Origin of the sequence: Ligilactobacillus saerimneri DSM 16049 (assembly GCF_000423265.1) — a bacterium.
GTDB classification, from domain to species: Bacteria; Bacillota; Bacilli; order Lactobacillales; family Lactobacillaceae; genus Ligilactobacillus; species Ligilactobacillus saerimneri.
The window spans coordinates 1-22,018 of sequence record NZ_AUHQ01000031.1; the positions used below are offsets into that span (position 1 = coordinate 1).

The 22,018-nt window shown below is 40.6% G+C and carries 21 protein-coding genes, 1 tRNA gene and 2 pseudogenes; 18 read left to right on the forward strand and 6 right to left on the reverse strand.

Features of this window, described 5'->3' with window-relative positions; translation table 11 throughout:
- On the reverse strand, window positions 1-203 hold a 203-nt coding region (locus G541_RS10220; protein WP_155824532.1), incomplete at its 3' end, for a helix-turn-helix domain-containing protein.
- Window positions 204-323: 120 nt separating this feature from the next.
- On the opposite strand from G541_RS10220, the gene G541_RS0107040 reads away from it, so the two are divergent.
- From G541_RS0107040 to G541_RS10020, 3 genes are all read left to right on the forward strand, one after another.
- Window positions 324-662, forward strand: a complete 339-nt coding sequence (locus G541_RS0107040) for a phage NrS-1 polymerase family protein (protein WP_027826977.1) — start codon at window positions 324-326, stop codon at window positions 660-662.
- Complete coding sequence (locus tag G541_RS09590; RefSeq protein WP_051174594.1) at window positions 659-2,137, forward strand: DNA primase family protein; 1,479 nt, start codon at window positions 659-661, stop codon at window positions 2,135-2,137. Before G541_RS0107040 ends, G541_RS09590 begins: the two co-directional genes overlap by 4 nt.
- Window positions 2,138-2,472: 335 nt before the next feature.
- Window positions 2,473-2,853 carry a hypothetical protein gene (locus tag G541_RS10020; protein ID WP_051174596.1) on the forward strand — a complete coding sequence of 127 codons (381 nt, stop codon included), beginning with the start codon at window positions 2,473-2,475 and terminating at the stop codon, window positions 2,851-2,853.
- 433 nt (window positions 2,854-3,286) lie between these two features.
- Here G541_RS10020 and G541_RS0107060 read toward each other — a convergent pair whose 3' ends face one another.
- Complete coding sequence (locus tag G541_RS0107060; protein WP_027826978.1) at window positions 3,287-3,676, reverse strand: hypothetical protein; 390 nt, start codon at window positions 3,674-3,676, stop codon at window positions 3,287-3,289.
- Between the two features lie 537 nt (window positions 3,677-4,213).
- Window positions 4,214-4,300 (reverse strand) — tRNA-Ser (locus G541_RS0107065).
- A 300-nt stretch (window positions 4,301-4,600) separates the two neighbouring features.
- Here G541_RS0107065 and G541_RS0107070 point away from each other — a divergent pair.
- The 7 genes and pseudogenes from G541_RS0107070 to G541_RS09605 form a co-directional block, all read left to right on the forward strand.
- Window positions 4,601-5,371 (forward strand): TrmH family RNA methyltransferase, encoded by a 771-nt coding sequence (locus G541_RS0107070; protein ID WP_035163127.1) that lies wholly within the window; start codon window positions 4,601-4,603, stop codon window positions 5,369-5,371.
- 50 nt (window positions 5,372-5,421) lie between these two features.
- Window positions 5,422-6,195 carry a GNAT family N-acetyltransferase gene (locus tag G541_RS0107075; RefSeq protein ID WP_027826980.1) on the forward strand — a complete coding sequence of 258 codons (774 nt, stop codon included), beginning with the start codon at window positions 5,422-5,424 and terminating at the stop codon, window positions 6,193-6,195.
- Between the two features lie 89 nt (window positions 6,196-6,284).
- A pseudogene (locus tag G541_RS10225) lies at window positions 6,285-6,458 on the forward strand (phage tail tape measure protein); the annotation flags it as partial.
- Between the two features lie 247 nt (window positions 6,459-6,705).
- Window positions 6,706-6,903: a hypothetical protein gene (locus G541_RS0107085; protein ID WP_027826981.1), complete on the forward strand. Its 198-nt coding sequence runs from the start codon at window positions 6,706-6,708 to the stop codon at window positions 6,901-6,903.
- Window positions 6,904-7,018: 115 nt separating this feature from the next.
- A complete protein-coding gene (locus G541_RS0107090) occupies window positions 7,019-7,957 on the forward strand; it encodes a phage tail tape measure protein (protein WP_155824534.1) in 939 nt (312 codons plus the stop codon).
- Between the two features lie 331 nt (window positions 7,958-8,288).
- Entirely contained in the window at window positions 8,289-9,320 is a 1,032-nt protein-coding gene (locus G541_RS10650; protein ID WP_051174598.1) for a hypothetical protein, read from the forward strand.
- Window positions 9,321-9,419: 99 nt separating this feature from the next.
- Window positions 9,420-10,061 (forward strand): annotated as a pseudogene (locus tag G541_RS09605) (terminase); the annotation flags it as partial.
- Window positions 10,062-10,287: 226 nt separating this feature from the next.
- Here the strand turns inward: G541_RS09605 and G541_RS0107105 are convergent.
- Window positions 10,288-10,788, reverse strand: coding sequence for a DUF4352 domain-containing protein (locus G541_RS0107105; protein ID WP_027826983.1), 501 nt, complete (start codon window positions 10,786-10,788; stop codon window positions 10,288-10,290).
- 79 nt (window positions 10,789-10,867) lie between these two features.
- Complete coding sequence (locus G541_RS09610; RefSeq protein WP_035163129.1) at window positions 10,868-11,467, reverse strand: NADAR family protein; 600 nt, start codon at window positions 11,465-11,467, stop codon at window positions 10,868-10,870.
- Between the two features lie 475 nt (window positions 11,468-11,942).
- Between G541_RS09610 and tuf the strand changes: the two genes are divergently transcribed.
- The 8 genes from tuf (at window position 11,943) to yidC (ending at window position 21,480) form a co-directional block, all read left to right on the forward strand.
- Entirely contained in the window at window positions 11,943-13,130 is a 1,188-nt protein-coding gene (gene tuf, locus G541_RS0107115; protein ID WP_027826984.1) for an elongation factor Tu, read from the forward strand.
- A 156-nt stretch (window positions 13,131-13,286) separates the two neighbouring features.
- Complete coding sequence (gene tig, locus G541_RS0107120; RefSeq protein WP_027826985.1) at window positions 13,287-14,597, forward strand: trigger factor; 1,311 nt, start codon at window positions 13,287-13,289, stop codon at window positions 14,595-14,597.
- Between the two features lie 149 nt (window positions 14,598-14,746).
- Entirely contained in the window at window positions 14,747-15,991 is a 1,245-nt protein-coding gene (gene clpX, locus G541_RS0107125) for an ATP-dependent Clp protease ATP-binding subunit ClpX (protein ID WP_027826986.1), read from the forward strand.
- A gap of 72 nt (window positions 15,992-16,063) precedes the next feature.
- On the forward strand, window positions 16,064-17,491 hold the full coding sequence (gene gndA / locus G541_RS0107130) for an NADP-dependent phosphogluconate dehydrogenase (RefSeq protein ID WP_027826987.1): 1,428 nt from the start codon (window positions 16,064-16,066) through the stop codon (window positions 17,489-17,491).
- Window positions 17,492-17,659: 168 nt separating this feature from the next.
- Window positions 17,660-18,346, forward strand: coding sequence for a response regulator transcription factor (locus tag G541_RS0107135; RefSeq protein ID WP_009554254.1), 687 nt, complete (start codon window positions 17,660-17,662; stop codon window positions 18,344-18,346).
- Between the two features lie 6 nt (window positions 18,347-18,352).
- Window positions 18,353-19,933: a HAMP domain-containing sensor histidine kinase gene (locus G541_RS0107140; RefSeq protein WP_027826988.1), complete on the forward strand. Its 1,581-nt coding sequence runs from the start codon at window positions 18,353-18,355 to the stop codon at window positions 19,931-19,933.
- 259 nt (window positions 19,934-20,192) lie between these two features.
- The gene (locus G541_RS0107145; protein ID WP_009554258.1) at window positions 20,193-20,468 is read left to right on the forward strand and encodes an acylphosphatase; all 276 of its coding nucleotides are present in this window, start codon (window positions 20,193-20,195) and stop codon (window positions 20,466-20,468) included.
- Between the two features lie 73 nt (window positions 20,469-20,541).
- On the forward strand, window positions 20,542-21,480 hold the full coding sequence (gene yidC, locus G541_RS0107150) for a membrane protein insertase YidC (RefSeq protein ID WP_027826989.1): 939 nt from the start codon (window positions 20,542-20,544) through the stop codon (window positions 21,478-21,480).
- Between the two features lie 256 nt (window positions 21,481-21,736).
- Here the strand turns inward: yidC and G541_RS10235 are convergent.
- Window positions 21,737-22,018, reverse strand: a 282-nt coding sequence (locus tag G541_RS10235) for an IS30 family transposase (protein ID WP_027826990.1), incomplete at its 5' end; no start/stop codon positions are given.

The following is a 22,018-nucleotide window of genomic DNA, read 5'->3' on the forward strand; positions in this document are numbered from 1 at the left end:
TATCGTTTCACATTGCCAGTATAAAGGGATACGGTGCCTCTTTTGAGCTCATATCCGATTGTACTTGGCGAGCAGTTAAGCTCTCTAGCAATGGCACGGTTTGAGCAGCCAATAGAATGCATCACTTGAATTGTAATTCGATCATCCTTTGAAAGGTGCTTTCCCTTTTGGTGTGGTTTAGTGTTAGAATATGAATGATCCATTTTAACCTCTCTAGAAATGTTTTGTGGTAATTCATATTCTACCAGAAGGTTGAAATGGATTTTTTGTGCTCTGATCCAGTAAAAACGATTTTCACTTACTAGATCGGAACAGTGTTCAATTTGATTTTACAATCAGCGATGCTTAATATTCCCCCTAAGCATCCAGATTATATTGTTATGATGAAAGCCTTGGAATCCAAGAACGGGCAACGAGTAGCAACGTTATTTTTTGATGGTAAGCATCCAAATCCTAAAACCGACCAAGACGACAGCGCAAAAGATTTATCGCTATGTAACGACTTAGCCTTGTTTAGTGATTGTAACCCGACTCAGATAGATAGACTTTTTAGAAAATCTGCTCTATATCGCCCAAAATGGGACAAACGGCGGGGCGCCCTAACCTATGGGCAACTAACTATCAACAAGGCAATTAACGGCATCAAGGAGGCGCTATATTGAGCAAATTTAAAGAGATCAAAAGAGAATTAGCCCAATGGGGCAACGATTGGCGGGCGGATCATGCAAAGATGAACAATAAGACCGGCGAGACCAAGACAATCCCAATACCCGCCCGAGTTATCGCAAACAGACTAAAGCAAAGTTTAAAGATGGTTGTAATTGGTGAGGATGATAAGGAGCTGGAAAAAGCCCCCCTATCTTACTATGACCCGGATGCTGGAATTTATGTTAACGGATCCCGGCGCATCCAAGAACTAATGCTTGCTATTGAAAGCACAATATCCAAGAGATGGCGCAAAGAAATATTAGACTGGTTACAGATCGAAAGCCCAGCAGTCAAATTGACGGATGATCCCGACTTAATACCAGTAGGGAATGGCATCATCAATCTAAAAGATAAGCGGTTGATCCCGTTTAACCCCAAGTATGTTTTTACTACCAAGATAGCAACTAACTATAACCCGGATGCAACAGAGCCGAATTTTAACGGTTGGAATTTTACTAGTTGGATCAAGCAATTATCATCCTCAGACCATGAAAAAGAATTATTGCTATGGCAATTCATCGCTAGCATTGTTAGAGGCAAAACCGGCTTAATGTTTATGCTAGTAGACGCTGGTCAAGGAAGAACGGGCAAGAGTACCATGGAACAGTTTTTGATTAATCTAGTAGGCAACGGCAATTATAAGGCGTTAATGCTGGATCAATTTGATAATGATTTTTTACTTGCTCAAGGATACGGCGGACGCTTGCTAATTGGTGATGACAATCCCCCAGAGCGCTACATAGACAACGGTAGCAATCTAAAAAGTATCATCACTAATGAAATTGTATTGATTAACCCAAAAGGATTAGCGCCGTTTACAGCGAGATTTAATGCTATTGTTATCCAGTCTATGAACGGCTTGCCGAAATTCAAGGATAAGACAGGCGGTCTATATCGCCGGTTTAGGATGATTAACTTTCCTCATCAGTTCCCGGATGATCCAGCAAGCAAACAGGTTAAAGATAAATATATCTATGATAAACGCTTGCTTGAATGGGTACTAAAAAAGTCCCTTGATATTAATCTGGATCAGATTGTAAACCCTAAAGAGAGTAAGGAGCTTGTAGAGAATACCAGGCTGGATAATGATCCCGTTGCTTACTTTGCTAGCAATTACATTGATCCCCTAGCTAGTGAACGGTTGCCGGTTAAATTCCTATTTCATTACTTCTTATGGGTGATGGAACGAGAGAACAACAAGCAAAGTATCTCAAGAAGAAAGTTCACTACTAGAATTAAGCCAATGATGGAAACTATGGGCTGGAAATTCTATGCAACAGGTAGACGACCAGGCAACAAGTTCAAGCAACAAGATTTAAACTTGATGAAAAAGTATGATCCAGGAAACGGGCTTGATATTGATAAACTTTATAACTTAGAGAATGAGAGAGACATTATACAAGGTTTGTTTGATAGAGATGCTAAATAAAATAGGAGTTGTTTAGCAGTTTAGCATGATAGTTAGCATTAAAAAACGTTGTTATATCAACGATATAAGGCATATTTGCTAAATATCTAAACAAAAATTATTAATATTGCCAGTATATATAATATATCCCGTATATATACATATATATGCAACTTGAAGACAAAAAAATGTTTAGCAAACTAGCATTAGAGGGCTTAAGCCTTACAGCCCCAAAGGATCAAGCGTGCTAAATATCATAAAAATAAGACTAGCAATGCTAAACAACTTATTTAGCCAGCGTGTTTATTTAGGCTAGTTGAATTATTAACACGCTCTATATAGGAGGATGATACAAGATGATTGATTGGAATAAAATTATAAATAGTAGTTTGGTTGTATCAGCTTATAAGATGGCTAAAAATGATGGCTTTAATACCAGCATCCAGGACATAGCATCTATGCTCTTACAAGAGGGAATCATTGACCAAGACGGCGAACCAACAGCAAGAGCAATTAAAGAGGGGTTAATATCTGTTAGAATGACGATTAATAAAGAGCCTCAGCCAGTAGCAGAGTTTAAAGCAAAGTATCCTATTTTTAGCTTGCTACCAGACAAACATTTTAAAGTGATTGATGGTAGAGTATGCATCAGTGAAGCGGGGCTCAAAATTCTAGGCAAAAAATTAAATAGAGACTTGATAGGAGAGTTAAAAGAGAAGTTTCCAGATAAGTATTAACAGCAAGTAACCTTAGCTAATCAGCTAGGGTTATTTTTATATTCAGTAATTGCGGGTATATAAAAAGTTGGACAAAATTGGACATTTAGGGGCTTTTTAGAGCATCGAAAAATCTTAACTGTTGCCGTAGCAATAGGATTTATAGCACATATCAATGGTGTTCATTGTCTAGTGATTGAGTAGCGGGGTTTGGTTATACCAGCGTACGCAAGAGTACGATGGTTAAATCTGGATAATGTCGGATAATGTCGGATCATCCCTAACGGAGCAAGGCTTTGCTATAATATATATTGTTGTTCTTCTAATAAAATACTTTTTAATCATTAAAGCCCCTAACCTTACCGGACAAGGGGCTTTTTTGTATCTAATATGTAAGGATGAACAGACCAAACCCACCCAATACGAACAGTAGACAACCCAACAGCAACACCCCCTATTTAAAGACAGCCAAGCCAAAGATCAAGCCAAATTCTAATAGCGCCTGGTTGAGTTTAGTTGCTACTGTTGAATGACCATAGCCCAAGCGTTCGCAAAGATCCAGGATGCTTAGGCGACTGAAATATTTTAATTCTAGGAGCTTCCTATTATCTGCTTGCATCTTATCCATGGCATCCCGTACTTGGTCAACGGTAGCAACGGCATCGACCCCGGCTATTTGCTTTCTTTCTGCTTGATCCAATAAACCACCAGAGACGGCAACACCCGCCGGCATCCCGGATTGAATGGTATATCTTGAAAGAGAGAGCGCCTGGTATTTTTCCAGATCGTTCCTAAAAAAATTGCGGGCGTTCTTAATCGTTGCCTTTTCATCAATGGCTAGCATGGCATCATCCTCCTAGAAGAAACTACTACCACCATTATAAAAGAAAAATAATGCTTTATCTTGAAAATGGCTTAATATAACGGGGCAAGGTCGCATTTAAATTAGTTTCATGTCTAATCATACATAGATGACTTAAAACGGCTCATATTCCATCTATTGGCGTTATATGCAATCTGATTTAAATAAGTCTTATAAATAGCCCTATAAACAAGGATGGATGCAACAGTATTTGCAACAGTCGTTTTTTAGCTAAATTTCAGCATTGATGATCCCGCTTGATGATATAATTAAATTAATCAGTTCTTTTTATACCAGTCCTATTATGAGGGGCTGGTATTTTTTATATCTCAGACAATAAAAAAACCGCCTATAAAGACGGTACTTTTAAACAGTCGTATTGATAGCCGGTTGTATTTTTTGCAACAGTCGTGCAACAGTTTATCAAAAAACTAGTGTTTTTCAGTGTTCTAGTAAAAATAAAAACGCCGGTATGACGGGCTTTTTAGCACTCACCAACACCGGCAAAACTATATAAAAAGGAGAGTACAGGATTTGAACCTGCGCGCCGGTATTACCGGTTCGCCGGATTTCGAGTCCGGTGCATTACCACTCTGCCAACTCTCCATAACAGGAATAATTGTACCAGCAAATATTCCCCATTGCAAATTAATCCTCGTGATCTTTGTTCATGTTTCTGATGATGAAATACATAGGGAAAGATACGATTGCAAAGCCTAAAATAAAGTTAATAAGAGATTGCATTATTACACCTCAGCGCATAATTTATTCATCATGATAAGAATATCATATTTCGCACATAACTAGGACTTTTTTGCGTAATTCTAAGGCTGTTCTTAACCACAAACAAGAATTAGATATATGCTATAATTTAGAGCATAACATATTAAATTACGGGAGAATTTCATGATACAAGAAATTACATCAGCCACTAACCAGCGCGTTAAAGATTGGGCCAAACTCCAAACAAAACGTGGCCGGCGCAAACAAGGCAAGTACTTATTGGATGGTTGGCACCTAGTAAAAGAAGCCATAGCAGTGCAAGCACCACTGCTTGAAATCATCTTTACAGCAGAATCCAAGCACCACACTGACTTACCAGATGATTTAGATGTTCCATATTTTCAAATAACAGATAGTATCGCCAAAAAGCTCAGTACTACACCTAGTCCCCAGGGGATTTTTGCCACAGTGGCATTACCTGAACCGAATGCTATCAACCCTAACGAAGTCCAGGGAGCATGGTTATTTTTAGACCAGGTCCAGGATCCGGGAAATATTGGGACCCTTGTTCGCACTGCAGACGCGGCCGGGTTTGCGGGAGTAGTCTTTGGTAACGGAACAGCCGATTATCACCAACCCAAAGTCTTACGCGCAATGCAAGGGAGTCAATTTCATTTACAACTAGTTGACGCCGATTTAACGGACTGGATCACTAGTTTCCGCGAGCGGGCATTACCTGTTTTCGGAAGTGAGCTCAACGAAGAAGCAAAGCAATACGATCAAGTTGGCAAGTATCAAGACTTTGCTTTAGTAATGGGAAATGAAGGCAACGGCATGCAAGCAGATCTTTTGGCTTTGACAAGCGATAATCTTTATATCCCCATCAAGGGTTATGCCGAATCGCTGAATGTGGCTATTGCCGCTGGTATCTTAATGTTCCAATTGCGGGCATAGAACATAGTCATTTTACGAAATCTCCATAGTATAGAAAGGATAGCAAAATGATGGAAGCACAAGCTAGACATAAAGCAAGCGCACTATTTACTGGGTGGGATCAAACGATGATTTGGTCATGTTTAGATGGAACCATGGGGCAGATTATTGTTGATGATGATCGTGATCCCCAAGCAGCACTAGCTTTAATAGGCATTAGTTCGGCGTTTGCCTTTTTTGCTGGACAGCCTAACATGCAGCTTGTAGCTACTGCTGTTGATTCCTGTCCTGATCTAATTATGGTGCCCCAAACTCCAGCATGGGCGCAACTAATTGAGAAATATTGCGGCGATCGAGTAAGAAAATTTACCCGGTATGCGACCCGCAAGGATACCCAATTTGACCAAGCTAAACTTCAAACATTAATTAGCCAATTGCCGCCAGAATTTCAAATCCGCCCCATTGATGCCAACTTGTATGCGCAATGCTTACAAATGGAATGGTCAAACCACTTGGTAGGTAACTTCCATACTTATGATGAGTTCAACCGCTTAGCCCTCGGTTATGTTGTGGTTAAGGGCCAACAAATTGTGGCGGGGGCGAGTTCGTTTTCGGCTTATCAAGGAGGCATTGAAGTTGAGGTCATTACTCATGCTGATTTTCGCGGACAAGGCTTAGCAACAAGTGCCTGTGCCCAATTAATCACAACTTGTCTTGCCCAGAAACGGTATCCGAGTTGGGATGCTCATACTAAAATTTCTTTACGATTAGCACAAAAATTAGGTTATCAATTTGCTTACGAATATTTGGCTTACGAACTAGAAGAAAAGTCATCTCCTTTCTAACCGTTTCACCAGTGTTGATAAGTGTTACAAAGTACCGCCTTTTTAAGGGCGGTTTTTTGTTATTTACGATATAGGCGTCACATCTCGATAAAGCAGTCAACGTCCTGGCATATTCGGCTGATGTGACCTCAACTTCATTCCAATCCTTAGGAGTTGGGATGTCCTATGTATCATCAACGGCACATCAAGCTAAGTTCAGCCTGGCAGAACCAGCTAGTGCAATGGGTGTCCTATCAAACGCAGGTTTAGAAGCAGACAAGGCTTTGGTAAAACTGGCCGCTTAGCGAGTAATCGCTTTGAACAAGCATTTTGTTAATTCGGGGAAGGCTAAACCATAATGGCAAGTTGATCCCGAGCCAAGCCTCAAGGGAAACCTGAGGAAGGTGTAACGACTAGAAAGAGTAGGCTAAAAACATTGTTCATGCCGAAATTTCCACGAAGGCAAAACTCCTTGAAAGTGATATAATTAAACATAGAAAGAAACGGATAACGCCAATGGAGGTGAGATGGATGAAGCGATATAAATGGAAAAAAGGCGATGGCGTAACTTTAATTTGGATGGCAATAAGTGCTTTGATTGGTTTAGTTTTTGGGATGACTGGAAGAGGATTAGGCTTGCCATCCATAGATGACATTATTATGCCCACTTTCTTTATTATTGGTTTCATTTCACTTGTTGGTGGAATATTCAGTAAATTATTTTTGTAATTAATTGTGAGTCCGCAAGGACTCTTTTTTATTGCAATTTTCAAGGATGAAAAGATAGTCTGAACACTATGGAAACATAGTGAAGTATGGGATAAAGAGCCCGTACGGTAACATATTGGGTACAGGTCTGCGAAAAGTTATTAATTCGTTAGTATCTGCGGTAAAGAATATTGATAGCAAAAGTTCAGTCCTTGGTAAACTAGGGATTAAGAAGAATGAAATCGTAGATGCTAATGGAAATCTGAAGTCTTTAACAGATATCATGGGTGTGTTGAATAAGCACACGCAAGATATGAACGGGGCGGAGAAGAACGCCGTCTTTAATGCCCTGTTTGGGACAACTGGACAACAAGCCGGGATGATCCTAGCTGAAAACTCAAAACGCTTAGGTGAGTTAACCGAGAAGACTCAGGCAGCTGCTGATAAAGGAAAGTACGTTCAAACACTAGCACAAAAGAACTCTGAAACTGCCCAGGCTAACACTCAGAAGTTTAAAAAGGCTTGGGAAGACTTAGAAATTAAGTTTGGGGCAGAATTACTGCCTTACATGACAGAAGCTACGAAATCACTGAGTGATTTATTTAGTCAGAAAGATTTCCAGGAAACTGTTAAAAGTGCTGCCTCTGGAATTGGCAAAGTGGCCAGTTGGATTCTAAAGGTAGCGGAAGGTGCTGTGAAGTATCGGTCAATACTTTGGGATGCTATTAAGTTATCAGCTAAATTATGGGTAGTTGACAAAGTAGTTAATTTCATCATAAAGATTCAAAAACTAAAAGATATTTTTGGAGGGCTTAGTTCTAAAATAGTCGAAGAACAAACTGAAGTAGCTTCACTAACTGCTGAATATCAAAAATTGGCTGAGGCTAAGACAGCCGCAAGCAATGCTTATACTGAAACACCTGTGAAGAGTGCAAGCAAGACTGGCGAGGCTGTTGAAGAAGTAGCTACTAATATTCCTACGACAGGTGGTAAGGCTAAGGGCGTTGGCACTAATGTTGCTAAAGAAGTAGAGACAGAGATTGCGACATCTGGGTTAAGTGTGAACCATTTTTGATGACAGTCATAAAATCACAGTAAGGACAACGACCACATGGGCAAGTGAGGCGAGCTGCGATAATCTTCTTTTACCACGAATAATTTCTTCAGAATAATTCAATATTTGGGTCTGTAATTCTGAGGAGTTTTAGCATTGAATAATTATCAAGGGACAAAAGCAAAACCCTCTTTTTAATATTTTATGGTGATTTAATTGTATGACAAGGACCAGCTTTGGGTCCTTATTTTTTACCAAAAAATCTGGCATTGGCGCTCACCAATCCCAGAAAGTGTAGACCCGCTCTTATGGGATAGTCAATGATGGTCCTCTAAAGTCCGTAAATGATGGCGTGGCGACCTACAAAGACGCCCACGCCTACGCTGTGGAGGTCGGAGAGATACTGTCTAAGGTGCTTAACGTCCACATCACAGCGGAGACTTTGACTGACGGTAAGATGTACTTCAATATCGCTGACCGGGTGCTTAACGAAACCCTGAAAAATAACTACTTTCTCGTCTCTGACTATACAGAGGGCGTGCAGACTAGACTTAACCAGCAAGCAGGATTGAAACTGCGGGCCCAGCGTCCTGGCTTTGACCAGGATCGAGTAAAGGGGTTTATCAATAAGCTGAGCAGTGCCGACGATTTTACGGACGTGCAGTGGGTCTTAGGCGATCCGATGGTCGATTTCACGCAGTCAGTCGTGGATGAAGCTATCAAGAAAAATGCCAAGTTTCAAGAGTTGAAGTATAATAAAAATAGTAAGTGTGACGACTTGAGAAAAGAATATGATTTTCATTCTGAGTTGAAAGAGAAAAATTGGAATGAAGGGTACAAAAACAAGGTGGCTGGCTACCATGACATTTTTAGAGATGAGGGGCAATCGTTGTCCGTGCATGCAGCGTCTCGATTGGATCGTATTGAGAAGAAGGGCTTTAAGATTATCACTATAAATGATGTGCTGGACTTATCAAAACGTAAACCTGATTTCAGACAAAATGATGTCAAAGTAGTTCATTTCGACGAAAAACTGCAACTTGCAATTATCGTAATACTAACACGAATGATATCGTGTCTATTGTGCGGAGAAAGCATAAAAAGGATGGTTGGTATGAAATTTAATGAGATGATGAAAAAAATAGAAGCCTTTTTGCAGGAGACGCCAAAAGATATTTTTGATTTTTCTGGTGAAATTGAAGACGCTCTGGTTGATGATTATGATGAGATGTTTAGCGAACAACCAGACGCTGTCCGTTGCTTATCTGAAGAAGTGCCAGATATTTGTACTAGTGCAGAACCTGGTATGTCACAATCTGAAATAGAAATTTTTAAGCGGAAATTGTCAGTTGAATATGAGAAAGCAAAAAAATTAGTTATCTAATATAGCGGTCACTAACAATGACCGCTATTTTTATACCCTAATTTAAGGAGGTGATGCGATTGATTCACTAATCTTTTAGAAGATTGAAAGGAGCAAAGTATGGCTAATCAAAAAAGAATTGGCAGACAAACTCCGACTCAATCGGTAATAATTCCATATCAAAAAACGCTGAGCGACGAAGCGGTGGCGTACTATGAACGGTCCGGGCTTTCTTGTTACGAATGGCAGAAAAACTTACTGGACCCGATCATGGCGGTGGATGATGACGGTTTGTGGGTACACCAAAAATTTGGCTACGCTATACCACGGCGGAACGGAAAAACCGAAGTCATCTACATGAAAGAGATTTGGGCGTTGGAGCAAGGTTTAAATGTCCTCCACACAGCGTACCTGATCTCGACGTCACACTCGTCCTTTGAAAAAGTGAAGCGATACTTAGAAAAATCTGGCTACAAAAACGGCGATGATTTCAATTCGATCAAGGCGAAGGGGCAAGAACGGATTGAGCTTTTTAAATCGGGTGGCGTTATCCAGTTTCGTACGCGGACATCATCTGGCGGGCTGGGGGAAGGCTTTGACCTGATGATTATCGACGAAGCGCAAGAGTACACCACCGACCAGGAAGCAGCCTTAAAGTACACCGTCACGGACTCAGACAATCCGCAAACCATTATGTGTGGGACACCACCCACACCAACCTCAAGCGGGACAGTCTTTACCGACCACCGTGATGATGTACTGACTGAATTGCGCCTATTTTACGATATGTCCGGTGGTTATTTTCAAAAGGGCTTAGTACAAAAAATTACCGCTGAAAATAGCGAATAAAAAACAGTTTTTTAGATGAAACTATGGCAGATAACAACAAAAAGCACTAGAAATCAACGTTTTAGTAACGTGGTTTCTAGTGCTTTTTAAATTGCTAGACTTTTTACCGGCCGCAATCAGATGCTATACATTAAAAATATTATTTTAACGCAAAAGTAATATTCTTGGAGTTGTCGAGATAGCTAACACTCATCTTTAACTTCGGATTAGGGGCGCCAATTTTAATTTCACCAGCTAAGTTTCCGGTAACTGAACCACCTTTATCAAGGATTCCAGCTTCAAGTAAGTTGTCAACAGCATCAGGGTAAGCATCTAAATCCGTATTATTGCCGTTAACATTTAACTTAAAATCGTAAGGATTATAGTCGTAACTCTTACGACTCTTATTTTTGATAGTGACATTAGCAACAATAAAGTGCTTGCCTTCGTCCACAGAATCATATTCTCCCGGTTCTACATATTGGAAGCTGTTAACTTTTAGAGATACTCCCTTATAAGTTGCGGTTTTGCCGACTTTAAAAGTCTTTTTTAAAACAGACTTAGCTTCGACGGGAGCAGGCTGAGTATGGTTGCTGATGACAGTAACGCCCCCAAAACTTAATGTTGCAAGTAATAAACTAGTATAAATGCCTTTTTTCATGATAGATATCCCCCTAGTAATAAATCTGTCTAGCTTTTTATGACCTCAAGACAATTGGTCGTAAGAAAAGAAATGCAGATCAACGATAAATCAGAGAATCTAGCAGCTTACCCTGCTTGTTTTGCCCTTTGAAATTGCTCCAGCCTGTTTTTTTCAAGCTAGTTCGTGTTCCCCAAATTCCATCACGAGGATTGACTTCAGCTAAATGGAGATTGTTCTCTTGAGCAAAGAGTAGAGCCTGCTTGAAGAAAGGATCGCTGATGAACTTAGCTTGCATACCTACAAGCATGGCTGCTTCTGCCGCCGAACGCTTTGTTTTTGGACCAGGTTGTACCCATAGTTCGTCACTATATCCTTGAACTTTGCGCCCAAGTTTTTTAAAAACGACGGGGTTAACGCTGGTTGTGGCTAAAATCTTTGTTGCACTACGATGATCGCCGCATACAATTGCTTTATACCAAGCAAATAGTTGTTCAACACAATTGAAATAAAGTTCCTGGACAGTGGCACCATTGGTTTGTGTAGCTGTCAGTTCATGCGTGTTAGAATCATGGTATACCGTGAAATCTGTTTGGTAGAAATTACTAAACGGGCTATCCGGACAATTGCTATGGAAATAGCCTAGGTAATTACCTTCAATGTAACCGACTAGTTTATGGTTAATTATTGCTTTACGCATCAAATTTCCTCACTTTCAGTATCCTTATAAAGAATTAACGACTTTGATAAGTTAGATTGATATTCTTGATGTTATAAATATAAACGATTACAAGTAAATCAAGGGGTGTTTTTTGGGACTTATAACCTTAACAAGTTGAAATACGATTATAGTATGGAAAAAACTAGTTATAAAATAGGAAGATTTGATGAAATTCCACTGGGTTAAAGACCAGTGTTTCGCCGGAATTAGAATATTAAGTAAAGAGAAAATGGAAATGACGTGAAATACTTGTAATAAAGGCAATAAAGACTAAAAAAAGTATTTACAAAACAAGAACAGGTCTATATAATAATTAAAGAATTCTTTCCCAGGGAGAGAAAGCGTAATTTGCTTTGCTTTCTTTGGAGGAAGTTGTATAATATTAAGCAAGAGATAATCGGCAAACCATTGGTATTGCGGGTTCTCTTTGCAAAATCACAGGAGGTTCGTATTAATGGCTAAAGAACATTACGAAAGAACAAAACCCCACGTTAACATTGGTACTATCGGCCACGTTGACCACGGTAAAACTACTTTGACTGCAGCTATCACTAAGGTTTTAGCTGAAAAAGGCTTGGCACAAGCTGAAGACTACGCATCAATCGATGCTGCTCCAGAAGAACGTGAACGTGGTATCACTATCAACACTGCTCACGTTGAATATGAAACTGAAAAGCGTCACTACGCACACATCGATGCGCCAGGACACGCTGACTACGTTAAGAACATGATCACTGGTGCTGCACAAATGGATGGTGCTATCCTTGTTGTTGCTGCAACTGATGGTCCTATGCCACAAACTCGTGAACACATTCTTTTGGCACGTCAGGTTGGTGTTCAATACATCGTTGTCTTCTTGAACAAGACTGACCTTGTTGACGATGAAGAATTGCTTGACTTAGTTGAAATGGAAGTTCGTGACTTATTAAGCGAATACGACTTCCCTGGAGATGACATTCCTGTTGTTCGTGGCTCAGCTCTTAAGGCCCTCGAAGGCGATGCTGAAGCACAAAAGGCTATCCAAGAATTATTGGATGTTGTTGATGAATACATCCCAACTCCAGAACGTCCTACTGACAAGCCATTCTTGATGCCTGTCGAAGACGTATTCACTATCACTGGTCGTGGTACTGTTGCTTCTGGCCGTATCGACCGTGGTGTTGTTAAGGTCGGTGATGAAGTTGAAATCGTTGGTTTAACTGACGACGTTCTTAAGACTACTATCACTGGTGTGGAAATGTTCCACAAGACTCTTGATGAAGGTGAAGCTGGTGACAACATCGGTGCATTGCTCCGTGGTGTTGACCGTGACCAAGTTCAACGTGGTCAAGTGCTTGCTGCACCAGGCTCCATCCAAACTCACAAGAAGTTCAAGGGTGAAGTTTATGTCTTGACTAAGGAAGAAGGGGGCCGTCACACTCCATTCTTCTCAGACTACCGTCCACAATTCTACTTCCACACAACTGACGTTACTGGTATCATCGAATTACCAGAAGGTGTAGAAATGGTTATGCCTGGCGACAACGTTACATTCGACGTTGAATTAATCAAGCCAGTTGCTTTGGAAAAGGGTCTTAAGTTCACTATCCGTGAAGGTGGCCGTACTGTTGGTGCCGGTGTCGTTTCCGAAATTGAAGACTAATAGTTATTCCATAGCTATATAATTATTGAAAGACCAGGGTTTCCTGGTCTTTTATTTTTACCATGATATTTACATTTAAAGGTATCTACGGTAAACTTATAAAGTATGCAATTTGTATTAAATAATTGCGCAAATTTTTCACGCGGAGGGAAAAATATGTCTGTAAAATGGGAAAAACAAGATGGTAACAAGGGTCAATTGACTTTCACCATCACTCCTGACAAAGTTAAGGAAGGTTTAGACGTTGCCTTCAACCGAGTAAAAAAATCTTTGAACGTCCCTGGATTCCGTAAAGGGAAAGTTCCTCGCCAAATCTTCAACAAGATGTACGGTGAAGAATCCTTATACCAAGATGCGTTGAACGCTATTTTACCAGAAGCTTATTCTGCAGCTGTTGCTGAAGCAGCTATTAAGCCTGTGGGCCAACCAGAAGTTTCTGTTGAATCAATGGAAAAAGGTCAAGAATGGACTTTGACTGCAGTAGTTACTGTTGAACCAGAAGTTGAACTTGGTCAATACAAGGATCTTGAAGTAACTCCACACCCAACACGCGTTTTGAAAGCTGATATCGAAGGCGAATTAGAAAACATGCGTGAACAACAAGCTGAATTGGTTCTTAAAGAAGACCAACCAGCTGCCGAAGGCGATACTACAGTTATCGACTTTGTTGGTAAAGTTGATGGTGAAGAATTTGACGGTGGCAAGGGTACTAACTACTCCTTAGTTCTTGGTTCCCACACATTCATCCCTGGCTTTGAAGACCAATTAGTTGGTCACAAGAGTGGCGATGAAGTAGAAGTTAAGGTTACTTTCCCAGAAGACTACCAAGCAGAAGACTTACAAGGTAAGGATGCTGTCTTCGAAGTAACTATTCACGAAGTTAAGACCAAGGAATTACCTGAATTAGATGACGACTTTGCTAAAGATGTTGATGAAGAAGTTGATTCTTTAGAAGAATTAAAGGCAAAGGTTAAGGATCGTTTGAAGGAACAAAAGGTTGCTGCTGCTCGTGAAGCTATCCAAAACGAAGCATTAGACTTGGCAGTGGAAAATGCTAAGATCGGTGACATTCCTCAAGCAATGATCGATGATGATGTTCAACGTCAAATCGACCAATACATGGCTGGTATGCAACAACAAGGCATTTCCCCAGATATGTACTTCAAGTTGACTGGCACAAGTGAAGATGATTTACGTAAGCAATTTGCTGAAGGTTCTGAACGTCGTGTTAAGACTAACTTAGTACTTGAAGCTATCGTGGCTAAGGAAGAAATCGATCCTTCTGAAGAAGAAATTCAAGCAGAAATTAAGAAGCTTGCTGATCAATACAAAATGGATGAAAAGCAGGTTCGGGCTGCATTGACTGATACCATGTTGAAGCATGATATTGCAATCAGAAAAGTAGTTGATGAAATTACTGATTCTGCTAAGCAAACTCGGAAGTCAAACAAGGAAGACGAAAAGTAATCCTGATTGATGATGAAAAACCCCCTGGAAAGGGGGTTTTCTTTTTTCATCTGAACTGACATATAAGCGTGGAAAAAGTTTCTTATTAGTATTTGAATATAATCTCTGTTAGAATTATAACTAATAAAAAAACATAGGGTGATTAACTAATGTTCCAAGATCCAAATAAGCAAGGGCCGATCGCTTGTTCTTTCTGTGGCAAATCAGAAGATCAAGTCGAGAGCATGATCTCGGGCCCAGGCGTATATATTTGTAATGAATGTGTTGATTTAGCACAGTCAATTTTTGATCAACAGAAAAAAGCAGCCGCTGTTGAAGAAGTTAAGGATGTTCCAACGCCAAAAGAAATTGTGAATATTCTTGACCAGTATGTTATTGGGCAAGAAGCTGCTAAGAAAACCTTGGCAGTAGCTGTTTATAACCACTATAAACGAATTAATTCTGCATTAAATGATGATGACGATGATGATACTGAACTGCAAAAGTCAAATATTTGTATCGTTGGGCCAACTGGGTCGGGGAAGACTTATTTAGCTCAGAGCTTGGCACGAATTCTCAATGTGCCATTCGCAATCGCAGATGCTACAACTTTGACAGAAGCGGGATATGTTGGTGAAGACGTCGAAAACATCCTCTTGAAATTAATTCAAAATGCTGACTATGATGTTGAACGGGCCCAACGGGGGATCATTTATATCGATGAAATCGATAAGATCGCCAAGAAGTCCGAAAATGTTTCCATTACTCGGGATGTGTCAGGTGAAGGGGTGCAACAAGCTCTCCTCAAGATTTTAGAAGGAACAATTGCTAATGTTCCGCCTCAGGGAGGACGGAAACATCCGCAACAAGAGTTCATTCAAATAGACACTACCAACATTTTATTCATTGTTGGGGGTGCATTTGATGGGATCGAAGGCATCGTTAAAGAACGTTTAGGTGAAAAGGTAATTGGCTTTGGAACCAACTCAACTAATAAGTTGCAAGATGATGTTTCCCTGATGCAGCAGATTATCCCAGAAGACTTACTCAAATTTGGTTTGATTCCTGAATTTATCGGACGTTTGCCAATTTTAACAGCCTTGGAAAAACTGAAAGAGCAGGACTTAGTGCGGATTTTAACCGAACCAAAGAATGCATTAGTTAAGCAATACAAGAAGTTGCTTGCTTTGGATGGGGTAGAGCTGGACTTTACGCCAGCAGCACTAGGAGCTATTGCCAAGATGGCGATTGCCCGTAATACTGGGGCGCGTGGTTTACGTTCAATTATTGAGGGTACAATCAACGATATTATGTTTGAAATTCCTGGCAACGATGACATTGCCAAGGTAATCGTTACTGAGGAAACTGTCAACGGGACAGCTGAACCAGAATTGGTTTATAAGGATAAAGAATAAGCCTTATCGATATCGATCACAATAATAATTGTGATAATATATAAGTGAATTTTTTTAAAGGAGATATCAGGAATGGAAAAAGCACAAATCGGTGTTATCGGAATGGCCGTAATGGGCAAGAACCTGGCTTTGAACATTGAAAGCCGTGGTTACCGAGTAGCAATTTTTAACCGGACGGCGGCTAAGACTGAAAAAGTGATGGCTGACCATGCCGAAAAGAACTTAGTACCAAGTTATACCTTAGAAGACTTTGTTGCTTCTTTAGAAAAACCGCGCCGAATCATTATGATGGTTAAGGCTGGGAAGCCAACTGATATGTTTATTGAACGGCTGTTACCTCTGTTGGACAAGGGTGATGTTTTGATTGACGGAGGGAATACCTTCTTTGGCGATACTATGCGGCGGAATGCCAAATTGGATGAATCCGGAATTAACTTCATCGGTATGGGGGTTTCCGGCGGTGAAAAAGGTGCCTTAGAAGGGCCATCCTTGATGCCTGGTGGTCAGAAAGAGGCCTATCAATTGGTAGAACCAATTCTCAAGCAGATTGCTGCTAAGGCCAAGGATGGCGAACCATGTGTAACTTATATCGGGCCTAATGGTGCTGGTCACTATGTTAAGATGGTTCACAACGGGATCGAGTATGGGGATATGGAATTGATCTCCGAAAGTTACTTCTTGATGCGCAATCTTTTAGGGATGTCCGTTGATGAAATTGCAGCGGTATTCGAAGAATGGCGTCACGGCGAATTGGATAGTTACTTAATTGATATCACGGCAGATATTTTGACACGTAAGGATGACTTAGGCTCAGATAAGCCGATTGTGGATATGATTCTTGACCGGGCTGGCAATAAAGGGACTGGTAAATGGAGTTCCCAAAGTGCCTTAGAACTTGGGGTTCCCCAATCACTGATTACTGAATCTGTCTATGCTCGTTATATTTCAGCAATGAAGGACGAACGGGTGGCAGCAAGCAAGGTTCTACCAGAAAAGGTCAATGCAGTGCAAATTTCAGCTGATCAAAGGCAAGAAATGATCGAAAAGATTCGGCAAGCACTGTACTTCAGTAAGGTTATGTCATATGCTCAAGGTTTTGAACAAATGCGGGTAGCTACTGAAAAGTATGATTGGAATTTGAATTATGGTGAATTAGCTAAGATTTGGCGTGAAGGTTGCATTATTCGGGCCCAATTCTTACAAAAGATCACCGACGCTTTTGAAAGAGATCCTGAATTAAATAACTTATTGTTAGATCCATACTTCACTGATATTGTTGCTAAGTATCAAACTGCTGTACGGGAAGTTGCTGCTTTAGCAATTCAAGCAGGGGTACCAAGTCCGGCATTCAATGCTGCGATCACATACTACGATCAATATCGGTCTGCTGTATTACCGGCAAACATGATTCAAGCACAACGTGATTACTTTGGGGCACATACGTACGAACGGACTGATCGTGAAGGTATCTTCCATTATTCCTGGTATCACGAAGAATAATTTTTAAGATCATCAATTTATCGCTAAGTTTCGCAAGAAATTTAGCGATTTTTACTTAACTAAAAGTACTAAACAAGGGTTTTTTAGTATCAAGTAAATATGTTAAAATTGACTATGTAGGTCAAATATTCTCATTAACATAAAAAATTAATTCCAGGGGTGTTAAGAGTGAGTAAGATATTAATTGTTGAAGACGAAAAAAACCTTTCGCGCTTCGTTGAACTTGAATTACGTCACGAAGGGTATGAAGCACAAATTGCTAAGAATGGGCGTGAAGGCCTCGATTTGGCACTAGCAGAGGATTGGGATGCTATCCTCTTGGATTTAATGCTCCCTGAATTAAACGGGCTAGAAGTTTGTCGGCGGATCCGTCAAGTTAAGAATACGCCAATTATCATGATGACAGCCCGTGACTCAGTTATTGATCGCGTTTCTGGTTTGGATCACGGTGCAGACGATTACATTGTCAAACCGTTTGCTATTGAAGAATTACTAGCACGGTTGCGCGCTTTACTGCGGCGGGTCGATTTAGAAAGTAAGCAAAATTCTGCTAAACAAACCACAGTCACATATCGGGACCTGACGATCGAAAAAGAAAATCGGGTTGTACGTAGAGGTGACGAAATTATTGAGTTAACTAAGCGGGAATACGAACTGTTGTTGGCATTGATGGAAAATGTTAACGTTGTTTTGGCCCGTGATGTTCTTTTGAAGAAAGTTTGGGGATACGAGTCACAGATTGAGACAAATGTCGTGGATGTCTACATCAGATATTTGCGGAACAAGATTGATCGTCCCGGCGAAGACAGTTATATTCAAACAGTTCGCGGAACGGGTTATGTAATGCGTTCCTAGCCCAAAATGCAAGAACAAGAAATTTTGACAGGAAGCAATAAACCACGTAAGCCTGCGAAGCGATTTGTCTCAATCAGGTTTAAATGGTCAATCGGAACAGCAATTGGGGTATTAATCCTTTTTGCTGTTTTTGCCTTGCTCTTATATAACAGTTTTACTGGTTTATTACTCCAACAGGAACAACAGTATACCCAAGAAGCCCTAACCACGGCGGTTAGTCGCTTGACTAATGAAAATAAAGAATTAAACGCCAAGCAAGTTAACCGAATTTTTGATCAGGAATTGGTTAATGATGCGATTCAGCAATCCCGACCCTTGTATCATGACAATGTGTTGATTTCTTTATCGCGTAAGAATTTAGGGATATCTGTCTATGATCCGCAGGGTAAGATGGTATATTCGTCCCGTAATGTTCCTGTTTCTTTTAAAAAATCATATCTAAAGTCGAACAATAACAATAGTCTGGACAATGTGCGCAAGTTTGATGGTGTGCCGGTTCTGATCATGAACAAACCAGTGCGATCCAAGAAAAGCCACCAAATTATTGGGTATGTGCAGGTGACTAACAGCCTGGTTGAATACTCGCAAACAGCAAAAAGCTTACTGACCATTTTCATTTTGTTTGGTATTATCGCAATTGTTGCTAGTATTCTTTTGGGATACATCCTTTCTGACTGGTTGTTGAGTCCTATTAGCGAGATCAATGAAACGATTGATAAGATAAGTTCAACCGAGCGCGACGATCCGTTTGCCAATGTGCGGGTGCCTGAGTTTGTACAAAACGATGAGCTTAGTCATTTAGCCGACTTGTTCAATGAGATGTTGGATCAAATGGAAGGCTATATTGAGCAACAACAACAGTTCGTAGAAGATGTTTCACATGAATTGCGGACTCCAGTTGCAATCATCCAAGGGCATCTTGGATTGCTCAATCGGTGGGGGAAAGATGATCCCGAAGTACTGGATGAGTCGATTCAAGCTTCGTTGCAAGAAATCAAGCGGATGAAATCGCTGGTACAAGAAATGTTGGACCTGTCCCGAGCTGAACAAGTTGAAATTAAATTCAAAAATGAAATTACCGACGCACATGAAATAGGGCTCCAAGTATTTGATAACATTAAAATGATTCATCCTGATTTTACATTAGTCTTAGATGATAACTTACGGGGAAAGACCCCGGTTAAAATTTACCGTAATCATCTGGAACAGTTGTTGATCATTTTATTAGATAATGCCATCAAGTATTCTACTGACCGTAAAGAAGTCCATTTGACTTTGGATCATAGTAGTCGTGACGTAGAATTTGTGGTTCAAGACTTTGGGGAAGGAATATCCGAAGCAGATATTAAAAAGATCTTTAACCGTTTTTACCGGGTTGATAAGGCGCGGAGCAGGGATAAAGGTGGTAATGGACTGGGTTTAGCCATTGCTAAGCGTTTGGTCGAAGGGTACAAAGGCTCGTTAAAGGTTGAAAGTGCCGTCGGTCAAGGTTCACTCTTCCGAGTTTCGCTCCCCTTGGCGTTAAATGACAGTTCAACTGCCAAACCGACTTTAACGGACGAAGAAGTGCATGATCAAAATAAATAAGATGGGGCATGATAACCTAATAATGGTTGTTATGTGCGCATTGATTGAGGCTGGGAGAAAACTGTTTTTCACCAGCCTCAGTCTTTATGTACTAATGTTTTACAGATAACGTGGGAATAATTACAAGTCTAAAAGCTAAGCTCGAACGAAGGTTGACACTCTTTGCGCCAATTATCCGAGCTTAGCCCAACGACTTTATAAAGGTTTATTCCCACTTACTTTACATAGTAGTTACCAGAATCAGGGAAGGAGTCTGCTTATGCTACGTGCAGTTAGAATAAATGTGAGTGGTCTTGTTCAGGGAGTAGGTTTTCGTTACTGTACGGTCCTTAGTGCCCAAAAATATCACATCAAAGGGTACGTCAAGAACGAACCAGATGGGTCCGTGACAGCGGTTGCCCAAGGTGAAGAAGAGATGCTAGCTAAGTTTATTACGGAAGTCAAGCGTTCCCCTTCGCCAGTTGGACGGGTGGACCAGTATCACATTACGGATATTTCCCCAGATGAGTATACACGCTTTTCTGTACGGTATTAATATTGAAATTGATGGGGCTTTCAAGTATAGTAAAGTGCGTATACTAGGAATTTTAGAAGGATGATTGAAAGGCATGAAGAGAAAAAACTTAATCAAGTTAACACCTGCTATGTTATTAGCAATTACAGTATTGAGCGGGTGTGTGCGCCGGACTAAGACAGGGCACCCGTACGGGTTTGTCTACGAAAAGATGGCTGTTCCAACGCAGCATCTGTTACATTGGATGGCGAATGTATTGGGAGGCTATGGCTGGGCTATCATTGTGATCACGATTGTTGTGCGGCTAATTTTGATGCCCCTGATGATCGAGCAGTCAAAGAAAATGACGATTCAACAAGAAAAGTTATCGTTTATTCGCCCCGAGCTCAACGCGATTCAAGAACGGCAGAAAAAGGCAACTACTCAGGAAGAACGAGCTGCAGTTAGTGCAGATATGATGAAGCTTTATCGTGAGAATGGTATTTCTATGGCTGGCGGAATTGGTTGTTTACCATTGTTGATCCAGCTGCCGATCTTCTCTGCTTTGTATGCTGCTATCCAATATTCACCAGAGATTTCTAAGGCTTATTTCTTCGGGGTAAACTTGGGTCACAGAAGTTACTTGTACATTCTGTTGACTTTCGGGATCTATGTTTTACAGGGATGGCTATCTACTTTAGGCTTACCTGCTGATCAGCGGGCCCAAATGAAGCAGATGATGCTAATGAGTCCAATCATGACAGCCTTCTTTACTTATATTGCTCCTGCCGGGTTAGGGTTGTATTTCTTTGCTGGTGGGATTGTTGCTTGCCTGCAAACACTGATTGTCAACGCAATGCGGCCGCAAATTCGGGAACGAGTGAGGAAGCAGATTAAAGAACGACGGGCTCAAAAAGCAACCGCGGTTTCGACTGAGAAAACGGCTACAACTGCTAAAAAGGTAGCAACTCCTGAAACTGATAAGGCATCTGATACTAATGTACATGCACGCAATCGTAAGCGGAACGCTGGGAAGCAACGACGCCGTAAATGATTGATTAAAAAAGAAGTTCACTTCAGATGAACTTCTTTTTTTATATGGCTAAGCAGGACAGGCAAATAGTACGTATGGATCGGGATGGACAGCTGGATAAAAATATTGCTTCACTGGTTATGATCATCCATAATAATAAGCAGAAAACACATTACAGCATGAAACTTGGAATAATACGTTGTTTTTTGTGTGGTAAATAATACGCCAATTGCAATAATAAATTGAACACTTGCCAATAGCATCTGGTAGATTTTGACTATCTGTGTCGATAAATATGGTCAAGCTCTATGTCAAAGCACTCTTCTGGAGTCTTGTAGTTTAAGATCTTTCGAGGAAGAGAGTTGCACCATACTTCGATCTTAGCAATGTCTTCCACGCTGTACTTATCTATCCGGTCTCCCTTAGGAATATAGCGTCTGATAAGCCCGTTGTGCCGCTCTACGCTACCTTTATCACAGGATGTATAAGGGTGAGCATAATACACAAGCGTCTTGGAAACTTGCTCAAGATTTGATAGATCCGCGAACTCGGAGCCGTT

Excerpts from the sequence above, each read along its gene's own strand:
- gndA (WP_027826987.1), top strand. The coding sequence starts at position 16,064 with ATGGAAAAAGCACAAATCGGTGTTATCGGAATGGCCGTAATGGGCAAG.
- yidC (WP_027826989.1), top strand. The coding sequence starts at position 20,542 with ATGAAGAGAAAAAACTTAATCAAGTTAACACCTGCTATGTTATTAGCA.
- clpX (WP_027826986.1), top strand. The coding sequence starts at position 14,747 with ATGTTCCAAGATCCAAATAAGCAAGGGCCGATCGCTTGTTCTTTCTGT.
- G541_RS0107070 (WP_035163127.1), top strand. The coding sequence starts at position 4,601 with ATGATACAAGAAATTACATCAGCCACTAACCAGCGCGTTAAAGATTGG.
- tig (WP_027826985.1), top strand. The coding sequence starts at position 13,287 with ATGTCTGTAAAATGGGAAAAACAAGATGGTAACAAGGGTCAATTGACT.
- G541_RS0107140 (WP_027826988.1), top strand. The coding sequence starts at position 18,353 with ATGCAAGAACAAGAAATTTTGACAGGAAGCAATAAACCACGTAAGCCT.
- G541_RS0107085 (WP_027826981.1), top strand. The coding sequence starts at position 6,706 with ATGAAGCGATATAAATGGAAAAAAGGCGATGGCGTAACTTTAATTTGG.
- tuf (WP_027826984.1), top strand. The coding sequence starts at position 11,943 with ATGGCTAAAGAACATTACGAAAGAACAAAACCCCACGTTAACATTGGT.
- G541_RS0107075 (WP_027826980.1), top strand. The coding sequence starts at position 5,422 with ATGGAAGCACAAGCTAGACATAAAGCAAGCGCACTATTTACTGGGTGG.
- G541_RS0107145 (WP_009554258.1), top strand. The coding sequence starts at position 20,193 with ATGCTACGTGCAGTTAGAATAAATGTGAGTGGTCTTGTTCAGGGAGTA.
- G541_RS09610 (WP_035163129.1), bottom strand. The coding sequence starts at position 11,467 with ATGCGTAAAGCAATAATTAACCATAAACTAGTCGGTTACATTGAAGGT.
- G541_RS0107105 (WP_027826983.1), bottom strand. The coding sequence starts at position 10,788 with ATGAAAAAAGGCATTTATACTAGTTTATTACTTGCAACATTAAGTTTT.
- G541_RS10020 (WP_051174596.1), top strand. The coding sequence starts at position 2,473 with ATGATTGATTGGAATAAAATTATAAATAGTAGTTTGGTTGTATCAGCT.
- G541_RS0107060 (WP_027826978.1), bottom strand. The coding sequence starts at position 3,676 with ATGCTAGCCATTGATGAAAAGGCAACGATTAAGAACGCCCGCAATTTT.